Annotated in this window: 24 protein-coding genes and 3 tRNA genes; 25 read left to right on the top strand and 2 right to left on the bottom strand. The window is 42.9% G+C overall.

Features of this window, described 5'->3' with window-relative positions:
• Window positions 1-7: 7 nt before the first annotated feature.
• The 11 genes from H7T92_RS09775 (at window position 8) to H7T92_RS09725 (ending at window position 9,885) form a co-directional block, all read left to right on the top strand.
• Window positions 8-1,276, top strand: coding sequence for a dihydroorotase (locus H7T92_RS09775; RefSeq protein WP_049490678.1), 1,269 nt, complete (start codon window positions 8-10; stop codon window positions 1,274-1,276).
• A 14-nt stretch (window positions 1,277-1,290) separates the two neighbouring features.
• Window positions 1,291-2,133 (top strand): SGNH/GDSL hydrolase family protein, encoded by an 843-nt coding sequence (locus H7T92_RS09770; RefSeq protein ID WP_201037669.1) that lies wholly within the window; start codon window positions 1,291-1,293, stop codon window positions 2,131-2,133.
• Entirely contained in the window at window positions 2,102-2,734 is a 633-nt protein-coding gene (locus H7T92_RS09765; protein WP_201037668.1) for a YpmS family protein, read from the top strand. Before H7T92_RS09770 ends, H7T92_RS09765 begins: the two co-directional genes overlap by 32 nt.
• A gap of 433 nt (window positions 2,735-3,167) precedes the next feature.
• The gene (locus H7T92_RS09760) at window positions 3,168-4,724 is read left to right on the top strand and encodes a 2-isopropylmalate synthase (RefSeq protein WP_201037667.1); all 1,557 of its coding nucleotides are present in this window, start codon (window positions 3,168-3,170) and stop codon (window positions 4,722-4,724) included.
• 18 nt (window positions 4,725-4,742) lie between these two features.
• The gene (gene leuB, locus H7T92_RS09755) at window positions 4,743-5,780 is read left to right on the top strand and encodes a 3-isopropylmalate dehydrogenase (RefSeq protein WP_201037666.1); all 1,038 of its coding nucleotides are present in this window, start codon (window positions 4,743-4,745) and stop codon (window positions 5,778-5,780) included.
• Window position 5,781: 1 nt separating this feature from the next.
• On the top strand, window positions 5,782-6,060 hold the full coding sequence (locus tag H7T92_RS09750) for a DUF1294 domain-containing protein (RefSeq protein WP_134974480.1): 279 nt from the start codon (window positions 5,782-5,784) through the stop codon (window positions 6,058-6,060).
• A 24-nt stretch (window positions 6,061-6,084) separates the two neighbouring features.
• Window positions 6,085-7,467, top strand: a complete 1,383-nt coding sequence (leuC, locus tag H7T92_RS09745; protein WP_201037665.1) for a 3-isopropylmalate dehydratase large subunit — start codon at window positions 6,085-6,087, stop codon at window positions 7,465-7,467.
• Between the two features lie 11 nt (window positions 7,468-7,478).
• Window positions 7,479-8,069 carry a 3-isopropylmalate dehydratase small subunit gene (gene leuD, locus H7T92_RS09740; RefSeq protein WP_031576981.1) on the top strand — a complete coding sequence of 197 codons (591 nt, stop codon included), beginning with the start codon at window positions 7,479-7,481 and terminating at the stop codon, window positions 8,067-8,069.
• A gap of 98 nt (window positions 8,070-8,167) precedes the next feature.
• Window positions 8,168-8,953, top strand: coding sequence for an L-threonylcarbamoyladenylate synthase (locus H7T92_RS09735; RefSeq protein WP_003003291.1), 786 nt, complete (start codon window positions 8,168-8,170; stop codon window positions 8,951-8,953).
• A gap of 99 nt (window positions 8,954-9,052) precedes the next feature.
• Complete coding sequence (locus H7T92_RS09730; protein ID WP_201037664.1) at window positions 9,053-9,418, top strand: hypothetical protein; 366 nt, start codon at window positions 9,053-9,055, stop codon at window positions 9,416-9,418.
• Window positions 9,419-9,474: 56 nt separating this feature from the next.
• Window positions 9,475-9,885: a hypothetical protein gene (locus H7T92_RS09725; protein ID WP_070661433.1), complete on the top strand. Its 411-nt coding sequence runs from the start codon at window positions 9,475-9,477 to the stop codon at window positions 9,883-9,885.
• 58 nt (window positions 9,886-9,943) lie between these two features.
• Here the strand turns inward: H7T92_RS09725 and plsY are convergent, their stop codons facing one another.
• A complete protein-coding gene (gene plsY, locus H7T92_RS09720; protein ID WP_031576989.1) occupies window positions 9,944-10,588 on the bottom strand; it encodes a glycerol-3-phosphate 1-O-acyltransferase PlsY in 645 nt (214 codons plus the stop codon).
• Between the two features lie 187 nt (window positions 10,589-10,775).
• Between plsY and parE the strand changes: the two genes are divergently transcribed.
• From parE to H7T92_RS09670, 10 genes are all read left to right on the top strand, one after another.
• Window positions 10,776-12,725 carry a DNA topoisomerase IV subunit B gene (gene parE / locus H7T92_RS09715; protein ID WP_031576991.1) on the top strand — a complete coding sequence of 650 codons (1,950 nt, stop codon included), beginning with the start codon at window positions 10,776-10,778 and terminating at the stop codon, window positions 12,723-12,725.
• A gap of 56 nt (window positions 12,726-12,781) precedes the next feature.
• Window positions 12,782-13,600: an aminoglycoside 6-adenylyltransferase gene (locus tag H7T92_RS09710; RefSeq protein ID WP_201037663.1), complete on the top strand. Its 819-nt coding sequence runs from the start codon at window positions 12,782-12,784 to the stop codon at window positions 13,598-13,600.
• Between the two features lie 172 nt (window positions 13,601-13,772).
• Window positions 13,773-16,226: a DNA topoisomerase IV subunit A gene (parC, locus tag H7T92_RS09705; protein WP_201037662.1), complete on the top strand. Its 2,454-nt coding sequence runs from the start codon at window positions 13,773-13,775 to the stop codon at window positions 16,224-16,226.
• Window positions 16,227-16,401: 175 nt separating this feature from the next.
• Window positions 16,402-17,424 (top strand): branched-chain amino acid aminotransferase, encoded by a 1,023-nt coding sequence (locus tag H7T92_RS09700; protein ID WP_201037661.1) that lies wholly within the window; start codon window positions 16,402-16,404, stop codon window positions 17,422-17,424.
• A 236-nt stretch (window positions 17,425-17,660) separates the two neighbouring features.
• A complete protein-coding gene (locus H7T92_RS09695; RefSeq protein WP_003003589.1) occupies window positions 17,661-17,891 on the top strand; it encodes a DUF2969 domain-containing protein in 231 nt (76 codons plus the stop codon).
• Window positions 17,892-17,943: 52 nt separating this feature from the next.
• Window positions 17,944-18,024: transfer RNA gene (locus H7T92_RS09690), tRNA-Tyr, on the top strand.
• Between the two features lie 49 nt (window positions 18,025-18,073).
• Window positions 18,074-18,145, top strand: a tRNA-Gln gene (locus tag H7T92_RS09685).
• Window positions 18,146-18,313: 168 nt separating this feature from the next.
• Window positions 18,314-19,513, top strand: a complete 1,200-nt coding sequence (rpsA, locus tag H7T92_RS09680; protein WP_003011990.1) for a 30S ribosomal protein S1 — start codon at window positions 18,314-18,316, stop codon at window positions 19,511-19,513.
• A 76-nt stretch (window positions 19,514-19,589) separates the two neighbouring features.
• Window positions 19,590-19,661: transfer RNA gene (locus H7T92_RS09675), tRNA-Arg, on the top strand.
• Window positions 19,662-19,717: 56 nt separating this feature from the next.
• Complete coding sequence (locus tag H7T92_RS09670) at window positions 19,718-20,134, top strand: NUDIX hydrolase (protein ID WP_045759394.1); 417 nt, start codon at window positions 19,718-19,720, stop codon at window positions 20,132-20,134.
• A 44-nt stretch (window positions 20,135-20,178) separates the two neighbouring features.
• Here the strand turns inward: H7T92_RS09670 and H7T92_RS09665 are convergent, their stop codons facing one another.
• Window positions 20,179-21,165 carry an L-lactate dehydrogenase gene (locus H7T92_RS09665; RefSeq protein ID WP_021153137.1) on the bottom strand — a complete coding sequence of 329 codons (987 nt, stop codon included), beginning with the start codon at window positions 21,163-21,165 and terminating at the stop codon, window positions 20,179-20,181.
• Between the two features lie 198 nt (window positions 21,166-21,363).
• Between H7T92_RS09665 and gyrA the strand changes: the two genes are divergently transcribed.
• From gyrA to radC, 4 genes are all read left to right on the top strand, one after another.
• Complete coding sequence (gene gyrA, locus H7T92_RS09660; protein WP_201037660.1) at window positions 21,364-23,820, top strand: DNA gyrase subunit A; 2,457 nt, start codon at window positions 21,364-21,366, stop codon at window positions 23,818-23,820.
• Between the two features lie 13 nt (window positions 23,821-23,833).
• A complete protein-coding gene (locus tag H7T92_RS09655) occupies window positions 23,834-24,577 on the top strand; it encodes a class A sortase (RefSeq protein WP_014713268.1) in 744 nt (247 codons plus the stop codon).
• A gap of 179 nt (window positions 24,578-24,756) precedes the next feature.
• On the top strand, window positions 24,757-25,035 hold the full coding sequence (locus tag H7T92_RS09650; RefSeq protein ID WP_201037659.1) for a porphobilinogen deaminase: 279 nt from the start codon (window positions 24,757-24,759) through the stop codon (window positions 25,033-25,035).
• 54 nt (window positions 25,036-25,089) lie between these two features.
• Window positions 25,090-25,773, top strand: coding sequence for a RadC family protein (radC, locus tag H7T92_RS09645; RefSeq protein WP_201037658.1), 684 nt, complete (start codon window positions 25,090-25,092; stop codon window positions 25,771-25,773).
• The last annotated feature ends 73 nt before the right edge of the window (window positions 25,774-25,846 follow it).

The raw sequence follows: 25,846 nt of genomic DNA, 5'->3' as shown, positions 1-25,846 counted from the left end.
GAATGCAATGGTTGTCATTAAAAATGGTCGCGTAATGGATCCCAAGACAGGCTTGGATCAAGTCTGTGATCTTCGCATTGAAGGAAAGAAAATTGTAGAGATCGCTGAAAACCTCCCAACGGATGGACAAGAAGTCTTTGATGCTACTGGTCTGGTTGTAGCTCCTGGTTTGATCGATGTACACGTGCATTTCCGTGAACCCGGTCAAACTCATAAAGAAGACATCCATACGGGTGCCTTAGCCGCAGCTGCGGGTGGTTTTACCCGAGTGGTTATGATGGCCAATACCAATCCGACCATTTCAGATATTGCTACCTTAGAAGAAGTCTTAGCTTCTGCAGCCAAGGAAAATCTTCACATTCATACGGTTGCGACGGTGACTAAGAACTTTGACGGTCAACACCTGACAGATTTCGAAGGACTGCTTAAGGCTGGTGCAGTAGGATTTTCAGATGATGGGATTCCCCTTCAAAGCACTAAGGTTGTCCGCCAAGCCTTGGAAGAAGCTAAGCGTCTAGGAACCTTTATTAGTCTGCATGAAGAAGACCCTGAGTTGAATGGCATTCTTGGTTTGAATGAGAACATTGCTAAGGAACACTTCCATGTCTGTGGGGCGACGGGTGTAGCCGAATATTCAATGGCTGCGCGTGATGCCATGATTGCCCATGCGACAGGTGCTCACCTCCATATCCAACACCTTTCCAAGGAAGAAAGTGTCAAGGTGGTGGAATTTGCCCAAGGATTAGGAGCTCATGTGACGGCAGAAGTGGCACCTCAACACTTTTCGAAAACAGAAAGTCTGCTCTTGACTAAAGGAAGCAATGCTAAGATGAATCCACCTCTTCGCTTGGAATCTGACCGTCTAGCAGTGATTGAAGGCTTGAAGTCAGGCGTCATCTCCGTGATTGCGACGGACCACGCGCCTCACCATGCAGATGAGAAGAATGTTCCTGATATTACCAAAGCACCATCTGGCATGACTGGGCTTGAAACTTCGCTTTCTCTTGGTTTGACCTACTTGGTGCATGCTGGCCATTTAAGCCTGATGCAATTGCTTGAAAAGATGTCCTATAATCCAGCACGTCTCTATGATTTTGATGCCGGATATATTGCAGTGGATGGACCGGCTGATTTAACCATCTTTGATCCAGAAGCAGATCGTCTGGTATCGGATCATTTCGCTTCAAAAGCTGGCAATTCACCATTTGTGGGTGAAACATTAAAAGGGAAAGTTGCTTATACAATCTGTGATGGACAAGTGATTTTTCAAGGATAAGCGATCGTATTCATATGAATCTCAAAAAAATGATGCAAGGCTTGGTATTCTTTTTAACCAGCCTTCTTGTCTTTGTCTTTCTATTTCGTGCTCTGCTACCAACTGCATCTCCTCGCATGACCAAGCCCAAAACGGCTGCGAAAGAAATCACCTATACTTATGTAGCTCTAGGGGATTCACTGACCGAAGGAGTAGGGGATAGCACCAAGCAAGGGGGCTTCGTGCCCATCCTTGCTCAAAGCCTGTCTAATGAAAATGACGGCCAGTACCAGCCTGTCAACTATGGAGTAGCTGGGAATACAAGTTCTCAGATCTTAGATCGGCTCAAGAAGCAAACAGATCTTCAGAAGGATCTCAAAAAGGCGCGTGTCATGACCTTAACGGTTGGGGGAAATGATCTGCGCAAAGTTGTTGTCGATCATCTGAGTGATTTTTCTCTATCAGATATCCAAAAGCCGCTCAAGAATTATACAGCGAACCTCAAAGAAATTATTACAAAGGCCAGAAAGGACAATCCCCATCTTCCCATTTATGTAGTGGGGATCTACAATCCTCTTTACCTGAATTTTCCTGAATTAACTAGTATCCAGACGGCTGTAGATCGTTGGAATGAGACGACGGAAGAAACCATCGCGCAATTTGATCAGGTCTATTTCGTTCCGATCAATGATCTGCTTTATAAAGGAATTGATGGAAAAATGGGCGTATCAGAAATCAGTGATGGGAAGACAACCGTTATCAATGATGCCCTGTATGAAGAGGATAGCTTTCACCCCAACAATACGGGCTATGAAAAGATGAAACAAGCAATATTGGAGAAAATCAATGCCACGAAAAAAACTTGGAGTCAAAAATAATCCCATCAAAGAGAAGGTCCCATTCCTTCAAAAAATCAATATTTGGAAATGGTTATTTTTAGGTTTGGTCAGCCTTCTCTTAGCCTTCGCTATAGTTGTGCAAGGACGCTTAGCGACGCCAAGAGAAGATGTTAGCCAGCTTCATCAAGCAGTTGGCATCAAAGATGTCAAAGTTGGAACCATGACAACGACTCGGGATCAACTCAATGATACTATCAAATCGCTACTGAAAAAATATAAGCTGTCCGACTACAAGGTCTATGCGGACAATCAGCAAATCCTATTAGAAGGGCAGTTGAGTCTCTTAGGAAAGGAGTATCCCTTATATATTTACTTCCAACCATCCAAATTGGAAAATGGGAACATCCTCTTGACGGTGAAGGATTTTTCAGTTGGAACCTTTCAAATTCCACAAAGGATGGTCTTGCAGCTCTTGAGTAAAAATAAAAATATCCCAAAATTTGTTCAGATCTCACCCAAGCAGTCTACCATCACCATTGTATTGCCAGAAATTGACAATGACTTTGGAATCTATGTCAAGGCCAATACCATTGACCTCTATAATGACAAGATCGTTTTCGATTTGTATCAGAAGAAGTAGGGTGAAAGAGGCTATTCAAATTGAATTCAAAGTCATCTTAAAAACTTTCCTTAGGTTCAATAATTCCGAGTGCTAGAAACAATAGTGTTTCTAGCACTTTTCTCATGACGGAAAGTTTCTAAGATGACTTTATCTTCAATCTAACTAGAAATGAAAGCTCTATTTTGTTTCTATTCAAAAAATTCTGAATATTGTAGAAAATTCTTGACATTGCTTTTTCCCTATGCTAAAATACTAAACAAGACATTGAACAAAGGAGAAAGTCAAACATGAAAACAGCTAAGTTTATTCAATTTGCTTTGTTGTTGAGGTATAAGGGCTAGTGCAGAAGCATTAGTCCTGTTTGGCTTACCAAGCGGGCAAAAACATCTCGCTTGGTTGACCGAGTGAGATGTTTTTCTTTATATCCACTACATAGAAATGAGGAGACCCTATGCGCAAAGTTGAATTTTTAGATACCAGCCTTCGGGATGGTGAACAGACTCCGGGAGTTAATTTCTCTATCAAAGAAAAGATTGCCATTGCCAAACAATTGGAAAAATGGGGTATTTCTGCTATTGAAGCAGGTTTTCCAGCGGCTAGTCCGGATTCCTTCACAGCTGTACAGGAAATTGCAAAGGTCTTAACCAAGACAGCCGTAACTGGCCTAGCTCGTTCTGTCAAATCAGATATTGATGCTTGTTATGAAGCCTTAAAGGATGCCAAGTATCCGCAAGTTCACGTCTTTATCGCAACCAGTCCCATTCACCGGGAGTTTAAACTCAACAAGAGCAAGGAAGAAATTCTTGAAGCCATTAAAGAGCACGTTTCATATGCACGTTCAAAGTTTGAGGTTGTGGAGTTCTCACCAGAAGATGCGACACGGACGGAATTGGATTTCCTCTTGCAAGTTGTCCAGACTGCGGTTGACGCAGGGGCTAGCTACATCAATATTCCTGATACAGTCGGTTTCACAACACCAGCAGAGTATGGCGCGATTTTCAAATACTTGATTGACCATGTCAAGACAGACCGCGAGATTATCTATTCCCCTCATTGCCATGATGACCTAGGCATGGCCGTGGCGAATAGCCTCGCTGCTGTTAAAAATGGTGCCCGTCGTGTCGAAGGAACCATTAATGGAATCGGTGAACGGGCCGGCAATGCGGCGCTTGAAGAAGTAGCGGTTGCTCTCAATATCCGTGAAGACTATTTCCAAGTTGAAAGTCCGATTGTCCTTAATGAAACCATCAACACTTCTGAGTTGGTCTCTCGTTACTCTGGGATTCCAATTCCTAAAAACAAGGCGGTTGTTGGTGGCAATGCTTTCTCACACGAGTCTGGGATTCACCAAGATGGGGTCCTTAAAAATCCCCTTACCTATGAAATCATTACGCCTGAGTTGGTGGGTGTTAAGAGCAATAGTCTCCCTCTTGGAAAATTGTCTGGTCGCCATGCCTTTGTCGAAAAACTGCATGAGTTGGGACTGGAATTTACAGAAGAAGACATCAAGCCATTGTTTGCTAAGTTCAAATCTCTGGCAGACAAAAAACACGAGATCACAGATGCTGATATCCGCGCCCTTGTTGCTGGTACAGCAGTGGAAAATCCAGAAGGATTCCAATTTAACGATCTCCGCTTGACAACCAATGCAGACGAAACGATTACAGCAGCGGTTAGCCTCAGCAATGAAGAAGGGGAAGTACTTGAATTCCTTGCCAATGGTCAAGGGTCGGTTGAAGCCATCTTTAATGCGATTGATAAATTCTTCAAGCAAACCGTTCGCTTGACCTCTTACAACATCGATGCGGTGACTGATGGAATCGATGCCCAAGCCCGTGTCTTGGTATCGGTGGAAAATGTTGATACAGATACGATCTTCAATGCCTCTGGTTTGGACTTCGATGTATTAAAAGCCTCTGCCATTGCTTATATCAATGCCAATACGCTGGTTCAAAAAGAGAATGCGGGTGAGATGGGACGAGCTGTCTCCTACCGTGATCTTCCATAAGCCTAAGAGGAAATGAACATGACAAAGAAAATTGTAACACTTGCAGGAGATGGGATTGGCCCTGAGATCATGGCTGCTGGACTAGAGGTTCTCGCAGCTGTTGCTCCCAAAATTGGCTTTGATTATAGTCTAGAAGACAAACCTTTTGGGGGTGCTGGGATTGATGCCGCTGGCCACCCACTTCCCCAAGATACTCTACAAGCAGCTAAAGGAGCGGATGCTATTCTTCTCGCAGCTATCGGAAGTCCTGAGTATGATAATGCTCCTGTTCGTCCAGAACAAGGGTTACTCGCTATTCGCAAGGAATTAAATCTCTTTGCCAATATTCGTCCTGTACGGATCTTTGACGCCTTGAAACACTTGTCTCCTTTGAAACCAGAGCGTATCGAGGGTGTCGACTTTGTAGTCGTGCGTGAATTGACAGGTGGGATTTACTTTGGAGAGCATATCTTGAAAGAAGATACAGCGCGCGATATCAATGATTACAGTGCAGAAGAAATCCGTCGGATTATGCGCCAAGCCTTCAAAATCGCGCAAGGACGTGGTAAGAAAGTGACCAGTATCGATAAGCAAAATGTCCTTGCGACGTCTAAATTGTGGCGCCAAGTGGCAGAAGAAGTTGCCAAAGAATTTACAGATGTGACCTTAGAGCACCAGCTTGTCGATAGTGCGGCCATGATCATGATTACCAATCCAGCCCGCTTTGATGTTGTAGTGACAGAGAATCTATTCGGAGATATCTTATCTGATGAATCGAGTGTCCTTCCTGGGACACTAGGCGTGATGCCGTCTGCCAGTCATTCTGACCAAGGACCAAGTATGTACGAACCGATTCATGGTTCGGCACCTGATATTGCAGGTCAAGGCATTGCCAATCCGATTTCTATGATCCTGTCCGTTGCCATGATGCTCCGAGACAGTTTTGGAGAAACGGCAGGTGCAGAAATGATCGAAGAAGCTGTCAATCAAACCTTGAATCAAGGAATCTTGACACGGGATCTAGGTGGACAGGCTTCTACTGCAGAGATGACTGCAGCCATTATTGGGAATCTCTGAGATGACTTGGAGAGACCGCTGTTTAGTTCTTATTGCTATTTGGAATAGTATCGTATTTCTGACCTATGGTTTAGATAAACGAAAAGCTATCCAAAACAGGTGGCGGATTCCTGAAAAGGTCCTGTTACTCGAGAGCTGGCTACTTGGTGGATTCGGAGCTCTACTAGGTGGATATCTCTTTCACCACAAGGTGCGGAAATGGTATTTTCAAGCTAGCTGGTGGGGGAGTAGCCTTCTTTTAGCAGGTGCCCTCTTTCTAATCCTTCAATGGATTTCCTAACAAGAAGATAAATGGAGAAAGACGATGAGTGGAAAATCTATCTTTGATAAACTTTGGGACCGCCACGTGATCACAGGAGTGGAAGGGCAACCCCAACTCATGTATGTGGACCAACACTACATCCACGAAGTGACGAGTCCGCAAGCCTTTCAAGGATTAAGGGACGCAGGACGCAAGGTCAGACGACCCGATTTAACCTTTGGAACCTTTGATCACAATGTTCCAACGGTCAATATTTTTGATATTCGAGATGTGATTTCAAAAGCCCAGATTGATAAATTAGCTGAGAATGTGGTGGACTTTGGGATTGATCATGCTGCCCATGGTTCTGCTAAGCAAGGAATCGTTCATATGGTGGGCCCTGAAACCGGTCGGACCCAGCCTGGGAAATTTATTGTCTGTGGAGACAGCCATACCGCAACCCACGGAGCCTTCGGTGCCATTGCCTTTGGGATTGGAACCAGTGAAGTGGAGCATGTCTTTGCCACCCAAACCATCTGGCAAGTCAAACCAAAGAAAATGTTGGTTGAATTCACCGGAACCCCACAAAAAGGGATCTATTCAAAGGATTACATCCTAGCTTTGATAGCGCGCTACGGTGTTGCTTGTGGAGTTGGCTATGTCGTAGAGTATCGGGGAGAAGCAATTGATCGCTTGACCATGGAAGAACGCATGACTATCTGTAACATGTCGATCGAGTTTGGGTCCAAAATGGGGATCATGAATCCAGATGAGACGACCTTTGACTACCTCCGAGGACGCGAATGTGTGCCAGATGATTTTGAGGCCGCAGTAGCTGATTGGAAGACTCTGGTTAGTGATGACGACGCCGTTTATGATAAGGTCATCCGTATGGATGTATCTGATCTTGCACCGATGGTGACTTGGGGGACCAATCCTTCTATGGGAGTGGACTTCGAGACTCCTTTTCCAGAGATTCGCGACATGAATGATGAACGGGCTTATCATTATATGGATCTAGAACCTGGCCAAAAACCAGCAGACATTGAATTAGGCTATATCTTTATCGGTTCTTGTACCAATGCGCGTCTCAGCGATTTGGAGTTGGCAGCCAAGTTTGTGAAAGGCAAAAAAATTGCGCCAAACTTAACAGCTATTGTGGTACCTGGCTCACGTCCAGTCAAGCAAGCAGCTGAAAAAATAGGCTTAGACAAGATCTTTATGGATGCGGGCTTTGAATGGCGTGATCCAGGATGTTCCATGTGTCTAGGAATGAACCCAGACAAGGTTCCAGATGGGGTCCACTGTGCCTCTACTAGCAACCGGAACTTTGAAGACCGCCAAGGATTTGGGGCTAAAACCCATCTCTGTAGCCCAGCAATGGCCGCTGCAGCAGCAATCGCCGGCCGCTTTGTCGATGTGCGCCAAATGCCAGAAGTCGAGTAAAAGGAGGAAGCATGGAGAAATTTACCATTTATACGGGGACTACGGTTCCTTTGATGAACGATAATATTGATACCGACCAAATCCTCCCCAAGCAATTCTTAAAGCTGATTGATAAAAAAGGCTTTGGGAAATACCTCATGTATGCTTGGCGCTATTTGGATGACCAATATACTGAGGATCCGGATTTTATCTTTAACAAGCCAGAATACCGCAAGGCAACCATTTTGATCACTGGTGACAATTTTGGGGCTGGGTCCTCTCGGGAGCACGCAGCCTGGGCTTTAGCTGATTATGGCTTCAAAGTCGTTATCGCCGGATCTTTCGGAGATATCCATTACAATAATGAGCTTAATAATGGGATGCTGCCGATTGTTCAACCGCTAGAGGTTCGTCAACAATTGGCAAGTTTGAAGCCGACAGATGAGGTAACAGTGGATTTGGAAGAGCAGAAGATCATCTCGCCTGTTGGAGAGTTTCGCTTTGAGATCGATCAAGATTGGAAACACAAATTGCTCAACGGCTTGGATGATATCGGGATTACGCTTCAGTACGAAGACTTGATCGCAGCTTATGAGAAGAACCGTCCAGCTTACTGGCAATGATAAAATTGTATACCGAATTACGAATTTTCTGAAAATATATTGAATTTGAGACTATTTTTTGATACAATACTAAAAAGAATAGAAAAGGAAAGAGACTTATGACAAAACACATTCAATGGGACGGACAACTTTCACAAGAAGGATTTGATATTCTTAAAGGAGAGGGTGGCTGTATCGTCTGCCCTACCAAAGTTGGCTACATCATCATGACCAGTGACAAGGCTGGCTTGGAACGGAAATTCGAAGCCAAAGAACGCAACCGCAACAAACCAGGTGTGGTTCTCTGCGGAAGCATGGATGAACTTCGTGCCCTTGCGCAATTGAATCCTGAAATTGAAGCCTTCTACCAAAAACATTGGGATGAAGATATCTTGCTTGGTTGTATCCTTCCTTGGCGTGAAGATGCTTATGCAAAATTGCAAGCCTTCGGAGATGGACGTGAAGAACTCATGACAGACGTTCGTGGAACCAGCTGTTTTGTCATCAAATTTGGTAAAGCTGGTGAGCAAATCGCCAAAGAAATGTGGGAAAAAGAAGGCAAGATGGTTTACGCATCTTCAGCTAACCCTTCCGGTAAAGGAAACCGCGGGAAAGTCGAAGGAATCGGTGAGCGCATCGAAGGTGCTGTGGACTTGGTCATCGAAGCCGACGATTATGTAGCTTCTATCCAACCAGACAAGACCATTGAAACGCGCTATGAACAAGGTGTGATGGTTTCTATGGTGGATGCAGAAGGTAAACTGATCCCAGAACAAGGAGCAGGCAGCCGTTCTGTCAATACTTGTCCAGTCGTCATCCGTAAAGGATTGGATATCGATAAGATCATGATGCACTTATCTGATCATTTCAACTCTTGGAACTACCGCCAAGGGGAATACTATTAAGAAACAGAAAAAAGCATTCCATTTGGGATGCTTTTTTTGTGAAAGGTTAAAAGATGGTATAATAGAGTCAAACAATGTTCCATTAGAAGAGGAGTTAGTATGGTCTCCAGAAAAGCATTTATCGATAAAGCCAATCAGGAAGGTTTTTCCTTCAACATCCAAATCCCATGGTGGACGTACAATAACTTCAAGTCATTAGTTTGGAGAAAAAGGCTCTCTGAGGAGCAAGTCTATCAGATCTTTCTTTTACTTTGTAGAGAGGTAGAAGACCGGCAAATGCAGGCAGTAGCCGATAAGAGAAAGTATCAGACCGGATTTTATGTAGCTGCATGCAATGGTCGCGAATTTCGCTTTGAGTTTGCTTTTAAAAAGAACCAAGAACTAAGAGTTTATAATCTATTTGAGACCGTCAATGGTCGCAAGAAACTCACCCTGATGGACCTGCTTGATTACATAATGGATTGACTGTGTATAGAAACAATAAGGGTTCACTAAAGATTGATAAAAGAAAGAGTGGTTCTATGATTTCAAGAGATGCATTTTTAGAAAGAATCAATCAGGAGGGCTTCTCATTTAGCATTGAAATTCCTCGCAGAAATTTTTCGGATTTTACATCATTAGTTCGGAGAAGAAGAATTTCAGAAGAAGACCTCTATCAGCTGTTTTATAACTATTGTCAAGAACTAGAAAACTGTTTGAAAGAAGCAGGGGAGAAACGACGCTTGCTCTTCAATAAGTTTCCAGTTAGCCCCGTTCATGATAAATATAAAACGAAATTTGATACAGTGGCACCCAACGGACGCGAATTCCGCTTTGAGTTTGTATTTAGCAATGACAATCGTTTAAAAGTTTATCACATGATCGAAACTGTTAATGGTCGTAGGAAAAAAACACCTATGGAAATACTGATGGACTTGGTTGACGCCTTATAATGAGAATCTGTTCATAAATAAAACTGTAGTCCAATCAAAAAAAACTAGAGTATGCGCTCTAGTTTTTTGGTTGTTGATGGGTGATATTCTTTCCCCAAGGGATGAGATTTTCTTTTTTCTCTTTGATCCGTTGGATATTGTCCTTGTGACGAAGAATGATCAAGGTCGCTAGTGCCAAGACAATGATTGTAAAAAGTGGATCATAGCTGTGCAAGATCCATCCAGTCAAAGGAAGAAGGAGGACCGAAAGAATGGCGAGTAGCGCAACGGTAACACTCGAAAACGAAATCATACTGGTTAAATAAAGGCTAGCTACAAAATAAACAGCTAAAATGAGAAGCAGGATAGGCGAGAAACCAAGTAAGACACCAGCACTCGTCGCCACTGCTTTTCCACCCTTGAATCCAGCAAAAATTGGGAAAGTGTGTCCCAAAACGGCTAAGAGACCAAAGACCATCGGCGAGATCCCCTGAATTCCAAAGAAAGTCGGAAGGAGAACGGCCAAAGTTCCTTTCAAGAAATCAATCGCAAAGACAATGATTCCAGCTTTCTTCCCTAAAATCCGAAAGGTATTGGTCGTTCCAGTATTGCCCGAGCCATGTTCCCGTAAATTAATATGGAAAAAGATTTTCCCAATCCATAATCCCGAAGGAATGGAGCCTAATAGATAGGCTAAAATTAAAACACTTATTTCTTTTATCATACTTTCATTATATCAAAAAGGCATCAATAGAAAAAGCAATTTTTGGAGTTCAAGTGTGACATCTGAAGAAAGTGTCCAGCCAGCTTTTTTTACTGAGATATAGAAATCTCCATATAAAGAGAAAAAATTTTGCAAAATTTCCTAAAAAACTGTAATATAGAAAAGATGAACAAACAGGAGGTTCCTTGTGGCAAAAAAGGAAATCAATATTAATAATTATAATGACGATGCCATTCAGGTACTAGAAGGGTTGGATGCAGTCCGTAAACGTCCAGGGATGTATATCGGATCGACCGACGGAAATGGCTTGCATCACATGGTCTGGGAGATCGTGGATAATGCGGTCGATGAAGCCTTGTCTGGCTTTGGCTCACAAATCGATGTAACGATTAATAAAGATGGTTCGCTATCGGTAGAAGACCAGGGACGTGGAATGCCGACCGGGATGCATGCTATGGGTAAACCAACCGTTGAGGTGATCTTTACGGTTCTCCACGCCGGAGGGAAGTTTGGTCAAGGAGGCTATAAGACATCTGGAGGTCTTCACGGAGTGGGATCTTCTGTCGTCAATGCCCTTTCTAGCTGGCTAGAGGTAGAAATTACCCGTGATGGAGCTGTCTACAAGCAACGTTTTGAAGATGGTGGAAAACCAGTTACTACACTCGAGAAGATTGGCTCTGCTCCCAAGTCTAAGACAGGGACCAAGGTCACCTTCATGCCAGATCCAACCATCTTTTCAACGACAGATTTCAAATTCAATACCATTGCTGAGCGAATCAAAGAATCAGCCTTCTTGCTGAAGGATGTGACGATGACGTTGACCGACCTCCGCAAGGAAGAAGACAACCATGTGGCCTTTCACTATGAAAATGGTGTCCAAGATTTCGTAGAGTACTTGAACGAAGACAAGGAAACTTTGACACCTGTTCTCTACTTTAGTGGCGAATCAGATGGTTTTCAGGTAGAAGTGGCCATGCAATACAATGATGGTTACTCAGATAATATCTTGTCCTTCGTTAATAATGTCCGCACCAAAGATGGGGGAACCCACGAGACAGGTCTGAAGACAGCCATTACCAAGGCTATGAACGACTATGCAAGAAAGATAGGACTCCTCAAAGAAAAAGACAAGAATCTGGAAGGATCAGACTACCGTGAAGGTTTATCTGCTGTTCTCTCGATCCTGGTTCCAGAGGCCCATTTGCAGTTTGAAGGACAAACCAAAGACAAATTAGGAAGTCCCTTGGCTCGTCCAGTCGTCGATAGCATTGTTTCTGATAAATTGACCTTCTTCCTCATGGAAAATGGAGAATTGGCTTCTAATCTCATTCGTAAGGCTATTAAAGCCCGGGATGCGCGTGAAGCCGCTCGTAAAGCGCGGGATGAAAGCCGAAATGGCAAGAAGAGTAAAAAGGACAAGGGACTTTTGTCTGGTAAATTGACACCAGCCCAGTCTAAAAATCCTAAGAAAAACGAACTCTATCTAGTCGAAGGAGACTCAGCCGGCGGTTCTGCCAAACAAGGGCGGGACCGTAAGTTCCAAGCGATTCTTCCACTTCGTGGGAAGGTTCTTAATACTGAGAAGGCCAATATGAGTGATATCCTCAAAAACGAGGAGATCAACACCATGATCTACACCATCGGTGCTGGCGTTGGGGCAGATTTCTCAGTGGAAGACGCCAACTACGATAAGATCATTATCATGACCGACGCAGATACGGATGGTGCCCACATTCAAACCCTCCTCTTAACCTTCTTCTATCGCTATATGCGCCCTTTGGTAGAAGCAGGTCATGTCTACATTGCACTTCCTCCTCTTTATAAGATGTCGAAAGGCAAAGGCAAGAAAGAAGAAGTAGCCTATGCTTGGACAGATAGCGAATTAGAAGAGTTGCGTCGGACCTTTGGCCGTGGAGCAACCCTTCAACGTTACAAAGGGTTGGGGGAAATGAATGCGGATCAGCTTTGGGAAACCACCATGAACCCAGAAACTCGTACCCTGATCCGTGTCACCATTGATGATTTAGCGCGTGCAGAACGCCGTGTTTCCGTCCTTATGGGTGATAAGGCTGCACCACGTCGTCAATGGATTGAAGATAACGTTAAGTTTACCTTAGAAGAAAATACAGTTTTTTAATCACTTTCTACTTATAAATTAAATAAGCTGGGATGTAGAAATGGTAAGGAATCGACATGAGTACTGATACAGAAATGATGAATCTGATTTTGCAGATAGCTGAGTCCTTGCAAGTGGAAGCAGTGGCCTTATCCGGTTCGCGAGCCAATCCTCGGGCACCCAAAGACGAGTTTCAAGATTATGATGTGGTCTATATCGTTGATGATCTAGAAGACCTGATTTCAGATTTATCCTGGTTGGATCAGTACGGAAACCGATTCATCGAACAGCACAACCGACTGGGACACCGTCGTCTGTATCTCATGCTCTTTGAAGATGGGAATCGCATCGATTTAACCCTCTGTCCCAAGGAGTCTATCCAAGAGTGGGTGGATAGCGAGGCTGGTTTCAAAGTCTTAAAAGATGACAAAGGTTTGTTTGACTCTTACATTCCTAGTCCGAAGCGCTACTGGACCGCTCCGCCTACCGAAGAAGATTTTGCAGCCTCCTGCAATGAATTTTGGTGGGTATCGGCTTATGTCGTCAAGGCCATTCGAAGAAAGCAACTCATCTATGCGACTGATCATCTCTATAGCATTTGTCAGCAAGAACTCCTCAAGGTCTTAGCTTGGCAGGTGACAAGCGATAGGGGAGTAGTTGACATCGGAAAGAACTACAAGTACCTCTTCCACTATCTACCAGCTGAGCAAGAGAAGGAGTTCTCAGCTTTGCTTGATTTATCTAGTTTCGATAAAATCACTCATTCTTTATTTGCTACCATGGGGCTATTCAATCGAGAAGCTCAAATTCTGGCCCAAAAGATGGGGTTTACTTACGATAAGGAAGTAGCAGAAAAAATGACTTCTTATGCTAAAGAGAAACTTTCTAATCATTAATGAATCTATTTTAAACATCGGAAAGGAACGTTTGGTTACTTGGTGTAACTGAATTCCTCTATATATAAAAGACTACTCAACATTCTTTGAAAGGAGTTGAACACGCCCTAAGTGCTGTGTGAAAAAGATAAATTTCTTATTTTCACTTTGTATTTTACGGGCTTTGTATCTTATGTCTAATATTCAAAATATGTCCCTGGAGGACATCATGGGGGAGCGCTTTGGTCGCTACTCCAAATACATTATTCAAGAACGGGCTCTTCCTGATATTCGGGATGGCTTGAAACCAGTTCAACGGCGGATTCTTTATTCGATGAATAAGGATGGTAATACCCATGACAAGGGCTACCGCAAGTCTGCCAAGTCTGTCGGTAATATCATGGGGAATTTCCACCCTCACGGGGACAGTTCTATCTATGATGCCATGGTTCGTATGTCTCAAGACTGGAAGAACCGTGAGATTCTAGTCGAAATGCACGGAAACAATGGTTCCATGGACGGTGATCCACCGGCAGCCATGCGTTATACCGAGGCGCGTTTATCTGAAATTGCTGGTTATCTTTTGCAAGATATCGAAAAGAATACAGTGCCATTTGCCTGGAACTTTGACGATACAGAAAAAGAGCCAACGGTTTTGCCTGCCGCTTTTCCAAATCTCTTGGTCAATGGGGCAACAGGGATTTCGGCTGGTTACGCGACTGATATTCCACCACATAACCTTGCTGAAGTCATTGATGCCGTGGTCTACATGATCGACCATCCATCTGCCAAGGTAGACAAACTCATGGAGTTTTTACCTGGACCTGATTTCCCAACTGGTGCCATTATCCAGGGACGGGATGAGATCAAGAAAGCCTATGAAACTGGTAAGGGCCGGGTGGTTGTCCGCTCTAAAACAGAGATCGAGCAGCTCAAAGGCGGTAAGCAGCAAATCGTTGTCACCGAAATCCCTTATGAGATTAACAAGGCTGTTTTGGTCAAGAAGATCGACGATGTCCGTGTTAACAACAAGGTGGCTGGTATCGCAGAAGTTCGGGATGAGTCTGACCGAGATGGTCTTCGCATTGCGATTGAGTTGAAGAAAGATGCCAATGCAGATTTGATCTTGAACTACTTGTTCAAGTATACGGATTTGCAGGTCAACTACAACTTCAATATGGTGGCAATTGACAACTACACACCACGTCAGGTGGGGATTGTACCGATTCTCTCTAGCTACATTGCACACCGTCGGGATATCATTGTCGCTCGCTCGCGCTTTGATAAGGAAAAGGCAGAACGACGCCTCCATATCGTAGAGGGCTTGATCCGCGTCATTTCTATCCTTGATGAAGTCATTGCCTTGATCCGAGCTTCTGATAATAAGGCAGATGCTAAGGAAAACCTCAAGGTCAGCTACGATTTCACGGAAGAACAAGCAGAAGCTATTGTTACCTTGCAATTGTACCGCTTGACCAATACCGATATCGTGACCTTGGAAGAAGAGCATGCCAGTCTCAAGGAGCAAATCGCGACCTTGGCAGCCATCATTGGGGACGAACGGACCATGTTCAATCTCATGAAGAAGGAATTGCGTGAAGTCAAGAAGCTCTTTGGTAATCCGCGTCGTAGTGAATTGCAAGACACTGCTAAAACGATTGAGATTGATACAGCCAGTCTCATTGTTGAAGAGGAAACCTTCGTCAGCGTAACCCGTGCTGGATATATCAAACGGACCTCGCCTCGTTCTTTCAATGCCTCAACACTGGAAGAAGTCGGTAAGCGGGACGACGATGAATTGATTTTCGTGGAGCCTGCTAAGACTACCCAGCATCTCTTACTCTTTACCAACTTGGGAAATGCTATTTATCGACCAATTCATGAATTGACAGATACCAAGTGGAAGGATATTGGAGAGCACTTGAGTCAAACTTTGACCAATTTCGAGCAAGAAGAAGAAATTCTCTTTGCGGAGATTGTGGATCAGTTTGAGGGCGTGACCTACTTTGCAGCAACTCAACAAGGACAAATCAAGCGCTTTGAACGCAAGGAATTGAGCCCATGGCGGACCTACCGCTCCAAATCAACGAAGTACGCTAAGCTGAAAGACCAAGAGGACCGTATCGTAGCTGTTGCGCCAGTTGTCCTTGAAGACATCATGATCATTACCAAAAATGGCTATGGTCTGCGCTTTAATATTGAAGAGGTCCCTGTCGTAGGAGCCAAAGCGGCAGGGGTTAAAGCTATTAACCTCAAAGACGGGGATCAAGTCGCTGCCGCCTTTAAGTCTACAACACCAAGTATGTATATTTTGACCCAGCGAGGAAGTCTCAAACGGATGTTGCAAGACGATATTCCTGTAACTAGTCGTGCTAAACGTGGCCTACAGGTCTTGCGTGAGTTGAAAAATAAACCCCACCGCGTCTTCAAGGCAGGTTCAGTTTTCACGGACCAAGGAGATTTTGATCTCTTTACGAGCCAAGAAGAAGTGGCAGAACAAGATCAAATTCTTCAGATCACTTCTACAACAGGTCAGGTAACAGAAGTTGATTTAACACAATTAAGCATTTCTGAAAGAACAAGCAATGGATCCTTTGTTAACGATACTATTTCGGATCAAGAAGTTTTTTCAGCTACCATCAAATAAAAGAAAGCGTCGGTCCATTCTAGGACTGACTTTCTTTAAAAATAAATTTTCTGAAAATTGAAAATTTCGCTTGAAATTCTCATGAAATGGTGTACAATAGTGTACATAGATTGAGAAACTGAATCGACCTGCATCGGATCGACAAGGAATAGAAAGAATTAAAAGGAGCACTATCATGACAGTATCACTTGATTGGGAAAACCTAGGCTTTTCATATATGAAATTACCCTATCGCTATTTGGCACATTATCGCAATGGAGCTTGGGAAAAAGGGGAATTGACAGAAGATGCGACCTTGCATTTGTCTGAATCCTCTCCAAGTTTGCATTACGGTCAGCAAGCCTTTGAAGGGTTAAAAGCCTACCGTACAAAAGACGAAAGTATCCAATTGTTCCGTCCAGATCAAAATGCCAAACGTTTGCAACGCACGGCTGATCGTTTGCTGATGCCTCAAGTACCTGTTGATATGTTTGTGGATGCTTGTAAGGCAGTGGTAAAAGCCAATGAAGAGTATGTTCCACCATATGGTACAGGAGCTACCCTTTACCTTCGTCCACTTTTGATTGGGGTTGGTGATATTATTGGTGTGCATCCAGCAGATGAGTATATCTTTACCATCTTTGCCATGCCTGTCGGTAACTACTTTAAAGGTGGTTTGGTCCCAACGAACTTCTTGATTCAAGATGAGTATGACCGTGCTGCACCACATGGTACAGGGGCTGCAAAAGTTGGTGGGAACTACGCAGCTAGTATGTTGCCAGGTAAGATTGCGCATGATCGTAACTTCTCTGACGTGATTTATCTCGATCCAGCGACGCACACCAAGATTGAAGAAGTTGGTTCTGCAAACTTCTTTGGAATCACTGCTAATAACGAATTTGTGACGCCATTGAGTCCTTCTATCTTGCCATCGATTACCAAGTATTCTTTGCTTTACTTGGCAGAACACCGTCTTGGTATGACACCAATTGAAGGGGATGTCTTTATCAATGACTTGGATCGCTTTGTAGAAGCAGGAGCTTGTGGTACCGCAGCTGTCATCTCTCCAATCGGAGGTGTTCAACACGGGGATGACTTCCATGTTTTCTATTCTGAAACAGAAGTAGGACCTGTCACACGGAAACTCTATGACGAGTTGACCGGTATCCAATTTGGCGATGTCGAAGCACCAGAAGGATGGATTGTCAAAGTCGATTAAACCGAAAGCATCTGAGATCAAAGTGTCCAGGCTTCAATGAGAACAAGTCTTAACGAAAAGACGCAGTAGCTAATGTTTCTCTTCATTCGCTTTTAGGAATAGAAGGGTGACGAATGACTCTTGCGGGGGTGGGATAAAGAAGGAATTTCTAACTAAATTCTTTCTGACCCACTCCCTTTTCTCTTGCGTCATCAAGAGAATTTTTGTAAAATAGAAAAAGTGAAAAGAGGGTTGAAATGAGTAAAAAAGATAAGAAAATTGAGATTCAAATCGTTGATAGTAAAGTAACCGTCGGGAAAGACACTTTTGATGGATTCACTTTGTCCATTGGAAAGAAAACGATTGGTGAAATTGCAGACATGGCTGGTCAATTTGCCATTATCAAAAATGGAAATGTGGATTCTCTTTACAAAAAACTTGAAAAAGCCGTTGAAATTTTAATAGAAAATTATAATTTGAATAAATAAGGGCTTGCAATCATAATAAATCAATGGTATAATAGATCCTGTTGATTTATATGGAGAGATAGCGAAGAGGCTAAACGCGGCGGACTGTAAATCCGCTCCTTCGGGTTCGGGGGTTCGAATCCCTCTCTCTCCATTAGCGTTCATTGTGACGATGATAAAGTGACTGATGTCAGCGCTCTTTTTGGGGTATAGCCAAGCGGTAAGGCAAGGGACTTTGACTCCCTCATGCGTTGGTTCGAATCCAGCTACCCCAGTTCTTAGGTAATATCAGATAAGTGATAAAATATCTATCCAGGTATTTTATTTCTTTATAGGATGAGTCGTTAAAGATTGTAGTTGATCTCATTGCGAGTGCTTGCTTAGGAAAAATAATTATAAGTATGTCAAGTTTTAGAAAACTTGATTGTTGGAGGATTTTTTAGATGAATGAATTTGAAGATTTGCTAAACAGTGTTAGCCAAGTTGAACCAGGTGACGTTGTTACTGCTGAAGTATTGACAGTTGACGCGAACCAAGCTAACGTTGCAATCTCTGGAACTGGTGTCGAAGGTGTCTTGACTCTTCGCGAATTGACAAACGATCGTGATGCTGACATCAACGACTTGGTAAAACCAGGTGAAACACTTGAATTGCTTGTTCTTCGTCAAGTAGTTGGTAAAGATACTGATACAGTAACTTACCTTGTATCTAAAAAACGTTTGGAAGCTCGCAAAGCATGGGACAAATTGGTTGGACGTGAAGAAGAAGTTGTTACTGTTAAAGGAACTCGCGCTGTTAAAGGCGGACTTTCAGTAGAATTTGAAGGACTTCGTGGATTTATTCCAGCTTCAATGCTTGATACTCGTTTTGTACGTAACACTGAACGTTTCGTAGGTCAAGAATTTGATGCTAAAATCAAAGAAGTAGATCCAAAAGAAAACCGCTTTATCCTTTCACGTCGTGAAGTTGTTGAAGCTGAATCAGCTGCAGCACGCGCAGAAGTATTTGGTAAATTGAACGTTGGTGATGTCGTAACTGGTAAAGTTGCACGTATCACAAGCTTCGGTGCTTTCATCGACCTTGGTGGTGTTGATGGATTGGTTCACTTGACAGAATTGTCACACGAACGCAACGTATCACCTAAATCAGTTGTAACTGTTGGTGAAGAAATCCAAGTGAAAGTTCTTGACTTGAACGAAGAAGAAGGTCGTGTATCACTTTCATTGAAAGCTACAACACCTGGACCTTGGGATGGCGTTGAACAAAAATTGGCTGCTGGTGATGTTATCGAAGGAACTGTTAAACGTTTGACTGACTTCGGTGCATTCGTTGAAGTATTGCCAGGTATCGACGGACTTGTACACATCTCACAAATTTCACACAAACGTGTTGAAAATCCAAAAGATGTTCTTAAAGTTGGACAAGAAGTAACTGTTAAAGTTCTTGAAGTAAATGCTGCAGATGAACGTGTATCACTTTCTATCAAAGCTCTTGAAGAACGTCCAGCTCAAGAAGAAGGCGAAAAACAAGAAAAACGTCAATCTCGCCCACGTCGTCCAAAACAAGAAAAACGCGACTTTGATCTTCCAGAAACTCAAACTGGATTCTCAATGGCTGACTTGTTTGGCGATATCGAATTGTAATATTCAAAAAGCTTACCTCTCGGTAAGCTTTTTTTACTTGTAAAATTCTCGAGAATTTGATATACTATAACAGTTGCCACCCTTAGTGTAATGGATATCACGTAAGATTCCGGTTCTTGAGATGGGGGTTCGATTCCCTCAGGGTGGATGATTCATAACGAGGCTCCTCGGAGTCTTTTTTGCTCTTTCTTGGAGGAACATGCAATGACAGTAAAATTAATCGCCCATACCTTGATTGAGAAAGACGGGAAGTATCTGCTTATCAAACGCTCGAAAATAAAGCGAGGTCTCCCTAATGTCTATCCATCTTATTGGGATATTCCAGGTGGAAGTGTAGAAGAGAATGAATTGCCTAGAGAGGCTGCTCTACGTGAGGCTATTGAGGAGGTTAATCAAAAGCTTCGGATTAATAAGATTATCCACGAAGATAGTCAATTTGATGCCAGCAAAGATACTGTCTTTACACGCCTAGTTTATGCTGGCGAGATTTTGGAAGAGCGTGATTTTATATTAGATCCAGAAGAGCATACAGACTTTAAATGGATTTCTTCTTTGAAAGACATAGAGAGCAATCTCGTTGTGCCTTATTTGCTTGAAATCCTTGCTGACAAATCCAAATAAAGCAGCTAAAAAACATCCCCTTTTAATAAGGAGATGTTTTTTTCTTAGTTTTTAGAAGCTTCTTGGAATTCAGGGTTTTTCCATGCTTCATCAATGATTGCTTGCAATTCATCAGCAGAAGCTTTCATTTTTTGTTGTTCTGCATCGTTCAATGGGATGTTCACTGGACGTACAATACCGTGTGCACCTACGATGGCAGGTTGACCGATAAAGACGTTGCTAACACCATATTGACCTTCTTGGAATACAGAAAGTGGAAGTACTGCATTTTCATCATCAAGGATTGCTTTAGTGATACGAGCAAGGGCAACAGCGATACCGTAGTATGTAGCACCTTTTTTGTTGATGATGGTGTAAGCAGCATCACGAACACCTTCGAACAATTCGATCAATTCAGTTTCTTGAACGTTTTGAGTGTCTTTAAGGAATTCTTCAAGGTTTACACCAGCGATGTTAGCGTGTGACCATACAGCGAATTCTGAGTCTCCATGTTCACCCATGATGTAGGCGTGCACTGAACGAGCATCAACGTCCAATTTTTCAGCAAGTGCTTGACGGAAACGAGCTGAGTCAAGAGAAGTACCAGAACCGATAACGCGTTCTTTAGGGAATCCTGAGAATTTCCATGTAGAGTATGTCAAAACGTCAACTGGGTTAGCAGCTACAAGGAAGATACCGTTAAATCCTGATTCAATAACTTGTGTTACGATTGATTTGTTAATGGCAAGGTTTTTACCAACAAGATCAAGGCGAGTTTCACCTGGTTTTTGAGGAGCACCTGCAGTAATTACAACAAGGTCAGCATCCGCACAGTCAGCGTACTCAGCCGCATAGATCTTCTTAGGTGAAGTGAAGGCAAGGGCGTGGCTAAGGTCAAGCGCATCTCCGACAGCTTTTTCGTGCAATTGAGGAATTTCGATAATTCCAAGCTCTTGTGCAATTCCTTGGTTGACAAGTGCAAATGCATAAGATGAACCTACGGCACCGTCACCGACAAGGATAACTTTTTTGTGTTGTTTAGTCAAATCCATGAGTCTAAACGTCTCCTTCATTTTTTTTTGAGATAGATTCTCATACGACTTCATTCTACCACTTTTGAAAGTCTTTGTCATCTGAAACAGTATGAATCCTTGATGTAAACGTTTTTACGTTTGTGTTCCTAAGAAGAAAAATAGGCTAAAATGTGTTATAATAGTATGGTGAATTAAGTAAAGAGAGGCATTTTTTGAATGCAGGATAATAATCTAATTGATGTGAATTTAACATCAGAAATGAAGACGAGTTTTATCGATTATGCGATGAGTGTTATCGTAGCTCGTGCCCTCCCTGATGTTCGGGATGGTTTAAAACCCGTTCACCGTCGTATTTTGTATGGTATGAATGAATTGGGTGTTACGCCAGATAAACCACATAAGAAGTCAGCCCGTATCACAGGGGATGTTATGGGTAAATACCACCCACACGGGGATTCCTCTATTTATGAAGCCATGGTTCGGATGGCGCAATGGTGGAGCTATCGCTATATGCTAGTGGACGGCCATGGGAACTTTGGTTCTATGGACGGTGATGGCGCCGCTGCGCAACGGTATACAGAAGCCCGTATGAGTAAGATTGCTCTTGAAATGTTGCGGGATATCAACAAAAATACAGTTGATTTCGCTGATAACTATGATGCCAGCGAACGCGAACCTTTGGTCTTACCTGCACGTTTCCCTAACCTTCTGGTTAATGGTGCTACAGGGATTGCCGTTGGGATGGCAACCAATATTCCTCCACACAATTTGGGAGAAACCATTGATGCAGTGAAGCTGATGATGGATAATCCTGAGGTAACGACCCGTGAACTCATGGAAGTTCTTCCTGGTCCAGATTTTCCGACAGGTGCTTTGGTCATGGGGAAATCAGGTATCCACAAAGCCTATGAAACAGGAAAAGGATCAATCGTTCTTCGTTCTCGTACAGAGATTGAAGTGACCAAGAGTGGCCGTGAACGGATTGTTGTTACTGAGTTCCCTTATATGGTCAATAAAACCAAGGTTCACGAGCACATCGTTCGCTTGGTGCAAGAAAAACGGATCGAAGGGATTACAGCTGTACGTGATGAATCAAACCGTGAAGGGGTTCGTTTTGTCATTGAGGTCCGCCGAGATGCTTCGGCTAACGTTATTTTGAACAACCTCTTTAAGATGACGCAAATGCAAACCAATTTTGGATTCAATATGTTGGCGATCCAAAATGGTGTTCCAAAGATTCTTTCTCTTCGCCAAATTTTAGGGGCTTATATTGAGCACCAGAAAGAAGTGGTGACTCGCCGGACTATCTTTGATAAAGAAAAAGCGGAAGCACGTGCCCATATCTTAGAAGGTTTGCTGATTGCCTTGGATCACATCGATGAAGTGATCCGGATTATCCGCAATAGCCGGACAGACGCTGAAGCCCAAGCTGAATTGATGGCTAAATTCAAGCTCTCTGAACGTCAAAGTCAAGCCATTTTGGACATGCGTCTTCGTCGTTTGACCGGTTTGGAACGAGACAAGATCCAAAGTGAATACGATGATTTGGTTGCCTTGATTGCTGATTTGGCTGACATTTTGGCGAAGCCAGAACGTGTGGCGACCATCATCAAGGAAGAATTGGAAGAAGTCAAACGCAAGTTTGGCGATGCTCGCCGAACTGAGTTGATGGTAGGGGAAGTTCTTTCTCTTGAAGATGAGGACTTGATTGAAGAAACAGATGTCTTAATTACCCTTTCTAATAAAGGATACATCAAACGTTTGGACCAAGCGGAATTTACGGCTCAAAAACGTGGTGGACGTGGGGTTCAAGGAACTGGTGTGAAGGATGATGACTTTGTTCGTGAATTGGTTTCTACGAGCACCCATGATCATTTGCTCTTCTTTACGAATAAGGGGCGGGTTTATCGTTTGAAAGGTTATGAGATTCCCGAATATGGCCGGACGGCTAAAGGATTGCCAATTGTCAACCTCCTAAAATTGGACGAAGGTGAATCGATTCAAACCATTATCAATGTGGAGCAAGATCGCAGTGATGAGTCTTATCTCTTCTTTACGACGCGACAAGGTGTAGTCAAGCGCACTAACGTAGCAGAATTTTCAAATATCCGTCAGAACGGTCTCAAAGCTCTGAATCTGCGCGATGAGGATGAATTGATCAATGTCTTCCTTACGGATGGCAATGCTGATGTCATTATCGGTACCAAATATGGATATTCTGTCCGCTTTAACGAGGCTGTGGTCCGCAATATGGGTCGTTCTGCCACAGGTGTACGTGGTGTGAATCTCCGCGAAGGAGACAAGGTTGTTGGGGCTAGTGTCGTTACGGATCAAGATGAAGTATTGATCATCACTGAAAAAGGGTATGGTAAGCGTACAATGGCTAGCGAATACCCAACCAAAGGCCGTGGCGGTAAAGGAATCAAGACAGCCAATATCACAGAGAAAAATGGTCCTTTAGCTGGTCTTTTAACCGTTAAAGGAGATGAAGATCTGATGATCATTACTGATACAGGAGTCATGATCCGTACAAGTGTTGGGAATATCTCTCAAACTGGTCGTTCAACACAGGGTGTGAAAGTCATGAGACTGGATCAGGATGCGAAAATTGTGACCTTTACAACAGTCCAACCCGAAGAAAAAGATGAAGAAGTAGTGGAAGAAAACGAATAGATAAGGGGACAGCATGTCACGCAAAAGAAAAAAGAAAAAGAGTTTACGCAATACTCTTATCAACATCGTTGCAACACTTTTGATTATTCTCTCGCTTCTCTTGATTTTCAATGCTCCGATCCGAAACATGATTATGGTTTGGCATACCAACCAATACCAGGTTAGCAAGGTCGATAAAAAAACCATTGATAAGAATAAAGAAGTGAAGACGAGCTTTGATTTCCAACATGTCCAGTCACTCTCGACGGAAGCCGTCATCAATGCCCAATGGCAAGCTCAAAAACTTCCTGTAATTGGGGGGATTTCGATTCCTGAATTGAACATGAACCTTCCAATTTTTAAAGGACTCGAAAACGTAGCCCTTTACTATGGAGCAGGGACTATGAAGGAAAACCAAGTCATGGGACAAGGCAATTATTCTCTTGCTAGTCACCACGTATTTGGCCTTACTGGAGCAAATGCCATGCTGTTCTCACCATTAGAGAAAGCCAAGGCTGGTATGAAGATCTACATCACGGACAAAGAAAAAATCTATACTTATGTCATCTCGTCTGTCGAGACAGTGACTCCAGACCGTGTAGATGTCATTCAAGATCGTGAAGGTGTTAATGAAATCACCTTGGTGACCTGTGAGGATGCTGCAGCGACTTACCGTACGATTGTAAAAGGAAACTTGGAAACCTCTGTTGACTATGACAAGGCTCCAAAGGACATCCTGGATTCATTCAGCAAGTCTTATAATCAAATGCAACTTTAAGAAATAAAGCCCGAGGTAGAGATGCCGGGGCTTTTTTCTTTATAGTATGGCATGAAATAACTAAAGGATTCTTGTAAAATTGTAAGCGATTGGTAATATAATGTAAGGAATTTGTCATAATATTGAGGGAAAATAGGTATATAATAAGAGGAGAAAGAGTATGATAAGGAGGTAGAATAGTGACAAAAGAGCGAATTTATCATCTCTTGCATCATTTCTATAATCTCTTAATAAATGATTTTCCACGAAATGGATTAATTACGAAAGGAATCTACGAAGTAGAGCAGGTCTACCAAGCTTTAGAGGCCATTCCTCAGAGCCAGGAGTACTTGATTCGCTGTGAAATTCAACATTTTTTAAAGGAGCTTGAACAAGTTCAAACAGGTTACCAAATCCGCTTTAATAAAGATGAAGTCTTAGTGTTAGATGATTTGAAACAAGAAATTGCCTGTAAATAATGAAAGATCGTCGTTTTCTCCATTTATTACGAATTAATAAGTGAGGAGGAAATTATGTACGACATATCATTTATTGAACCATCTTTGCTTCCTAGAGAACGTTTGGTTTCTGAAGGGGTGGATAAGCTGAGTCATCAAGAATTGTTATCCATTCTCTTAAGGACAGGCAATAAGAAAAAAAGCGTTTATGAGATTGCACAAGGGCTTTTGAGTTCGGTTAATAGTTTAAAGGAGTTAAGTCAATTAACCCTAGAGGAGCTACAGGAAATCTCTGGCATTGGCCGGGTGAAGGCCATCGAACTTCAGGCTGTGATTGAGTTTGGACGAAGAATTCATAAAGATGAATTAATGAGTTCTGAACAGATCATGAGCAGTCAGAAATTGGCCCATAAAATTCAACAGGAAATCGGCCATAAGAAACAGGAGCACCTGGTTGCCCTCTATTTAAATACGCAAAATGAAATTATTCATCAACAGACCATATTTATTGGAACCGTGAATCGAAGTATTGCGGAGCCACGTGAAATCCTGCATTATGCACTGAAGCACATGGCAACCTCCATCATTTTGGCTCACAATCATCCATCTGGTGCCGTATTTCCAAGTAAAAATGATGATGAAGTAACGCATCGAGTCATAGAGGCCTGTGAAGTGATGGGCTTAACACTACTAGATCACTTGATTGTATCTGAGGAAAACTATTATAGTTACCGTGAAGAAACCGATTATTTGGTATAAAAAAGAGAGTGGGACAGAAATCGGTAATTCGTTAGAATTCGATTTCGTCGTCCCACCTCCGCACAGTTGAGTA

It is taken from the genome of Streptococcus parasanguinis (assembly GCF_016648855.1).
GTDB lineage: Bacteria > Bacillota > Bacilli > Lactobacillales > Streptococcaceae > Streptococcus > Streptococcus parasanguinis_L.
The sequence above is the reverse complement of the archived record's forward strand: the minus strand, read 5'-3'. Positions and strand labels throughout refer to the sequence as shown.

What these genes read in the sequence shown, in the direction of transcription:
- H7T92_RS09775 (WP_049490678.1), top strand. Translation starts at nt 8, where the DNA reads ATGGTTGTCATTAAAAATGGTCGCGTAATGGATCCCAAGACAGGCTTG.
- H7T92_RS09770 (WP_201037669.1), top strand. Translation starts at nt 1,291, where the DNA reads ATGAATCTCAAAAAAATGATGCAAGGCTTGGTATTCTTTTTAACCAGC.
- H7T92_RS09765 (WP_201037668.1), top strand. Translation starts at nt 2,102, where the DNA reads ATGCCACGAAAAAAACTTGGAGTCAAAAATAATCCCATCAAAGAGAAG.
- H7T92_RS09760 (WP_201037667.1), top strand. Translation starts at nt 3,168, where the DNA reads ATGCGCAAAGTTGAATTTTTAGATACCAGCCTTCGGGATGGTGAACAG.
- leuB (WP_201037666.1), top strand. Translation starts at nt 4,743, where the DNA reads ATGACAAAGAAAATTGTAACACTTGCAGGAGATGGGATTGGCCCTGAG.
- H7T92_RS09750 (WP_134974480.1), top strand. Translation starts at nt 5,782, where the DNA reads ATGACTTGGAGAGACCGCTGTTTAGTTCTTATTGCTATTTGGAATAGT.
- leuC (WP_201037665.1), top strand. Translation starts at nt 6,085, where the DNA reads ATGAGTGGAAAATCTATCTTTGATAAACTTTGGGACCGCCACGTGATC.
- leuD (WP_031576981.1), top strand. Translation starts at nt 7,479, where the DNA reads ATGGAGAAATTTACCATTTATACGGGGACTACGGTTCCTTTGATGAAC.
- H7T92_RS09735 (WP_003003291.1), top strand. Translation starts at nt 8,168, where the DNA reads ATGACAAAACACATTCAATGGGACGGACAACTTTCACAAGAAGGATTT.
- H7T92_RS09730 (WP_201037664.1), top strand. Translation starts at nt 9,053, where the DNA reads ATGGTCTCCAGAAAAGCATTTATCGATAAAGCCAATCAGGAAGGTTTT.
- H7T92_RS09725 (WP_070661433.1), top strand. Translation starts at nt 9,475, where the DNA reads ATGATTTCAAGAGATGCATTTTTAGAAAGAATCAATCAGGAGGGCTTC.
- plsY (WP_031576989.1), bottom strand. Translation starts at nt 10,588, where the DNA reads ATGATAAAAGAAATAAGTGTTTTAATTTTAGCCTATCTATTAGGCTCC.
- H7T92_RS09710 (WP_201037663.1), top strand. Translation starts at nt 12,782, where the DNA reads ATGAGTACTGATACAGAAATGATGAATCTGATTTTGCAGATAGCTGAG.
- parC (WP_201037662.1), top strand. Translation starts at nt 13,773, where the DNA reads ATGTCTAATATTCAAAATATGTCCCTGGAGGACATCATGGGGGAGCGC.
- H7T92_RS09700 (WP_201037661.1), top strand. Translation starts at nt 16,402, where the DNA reads ATGACAGTATCACTTGATTGGGAAAACCTAGGCTTTTCATATATGAAA.
- H7T92_RS09695 (WP_003003589.1), top strand. Translation starts at nt 17,661, where the DNA reads ATGAGTAAAAAAGATAAGAAAATTGAGATTCAAATCGTTGATAGTAAA.
- rpsA (WP_003011990.1), top strand. Translation starts at nt 18,314, where the DNA reads ATGAATGAATTTGAAGATTTGCTAAACAGTGTTAGCCAAGTTGAACCA.
- H7T92_RS09670 (WP_045759394.1), top strand. Translation starts at nt 19,718, where the DNA reads ATGACAGTAAAATTAATCGCCCATACCTTGATTGAGAAAGACGGGAAG.
- H7T92_RS09665 (WP_021153137.1), bottom strand. Translation starts at nt 21,165, where the DNA reads ATGGATTTGACTAAACAACACAAAAAAGTTATCCTTGTCGGTGACGGT.
- gyrA (WP_201037660.1), top strand. Translation starts at nt 21,364, where the DNA reads ATGCAGGATAATAATCTAATTGATGTGAATTTAACATCAGAAATGAAG.
- H7T92_RS09655 (WP_014713268.1), top strand. Translation starts at nt 23,834, where the DNA reads ATGTCACGCAAAAGAAAAAAGAAAAAGAGTTTACGCAATACTCTTATC.
- radC (WP_201037658.1), top strand. Translation starts at nt 25,090, where the DNA reads ATGTACGACATATCATTTATTGAACCATCTTTGCTTCCTAGAGAACGT.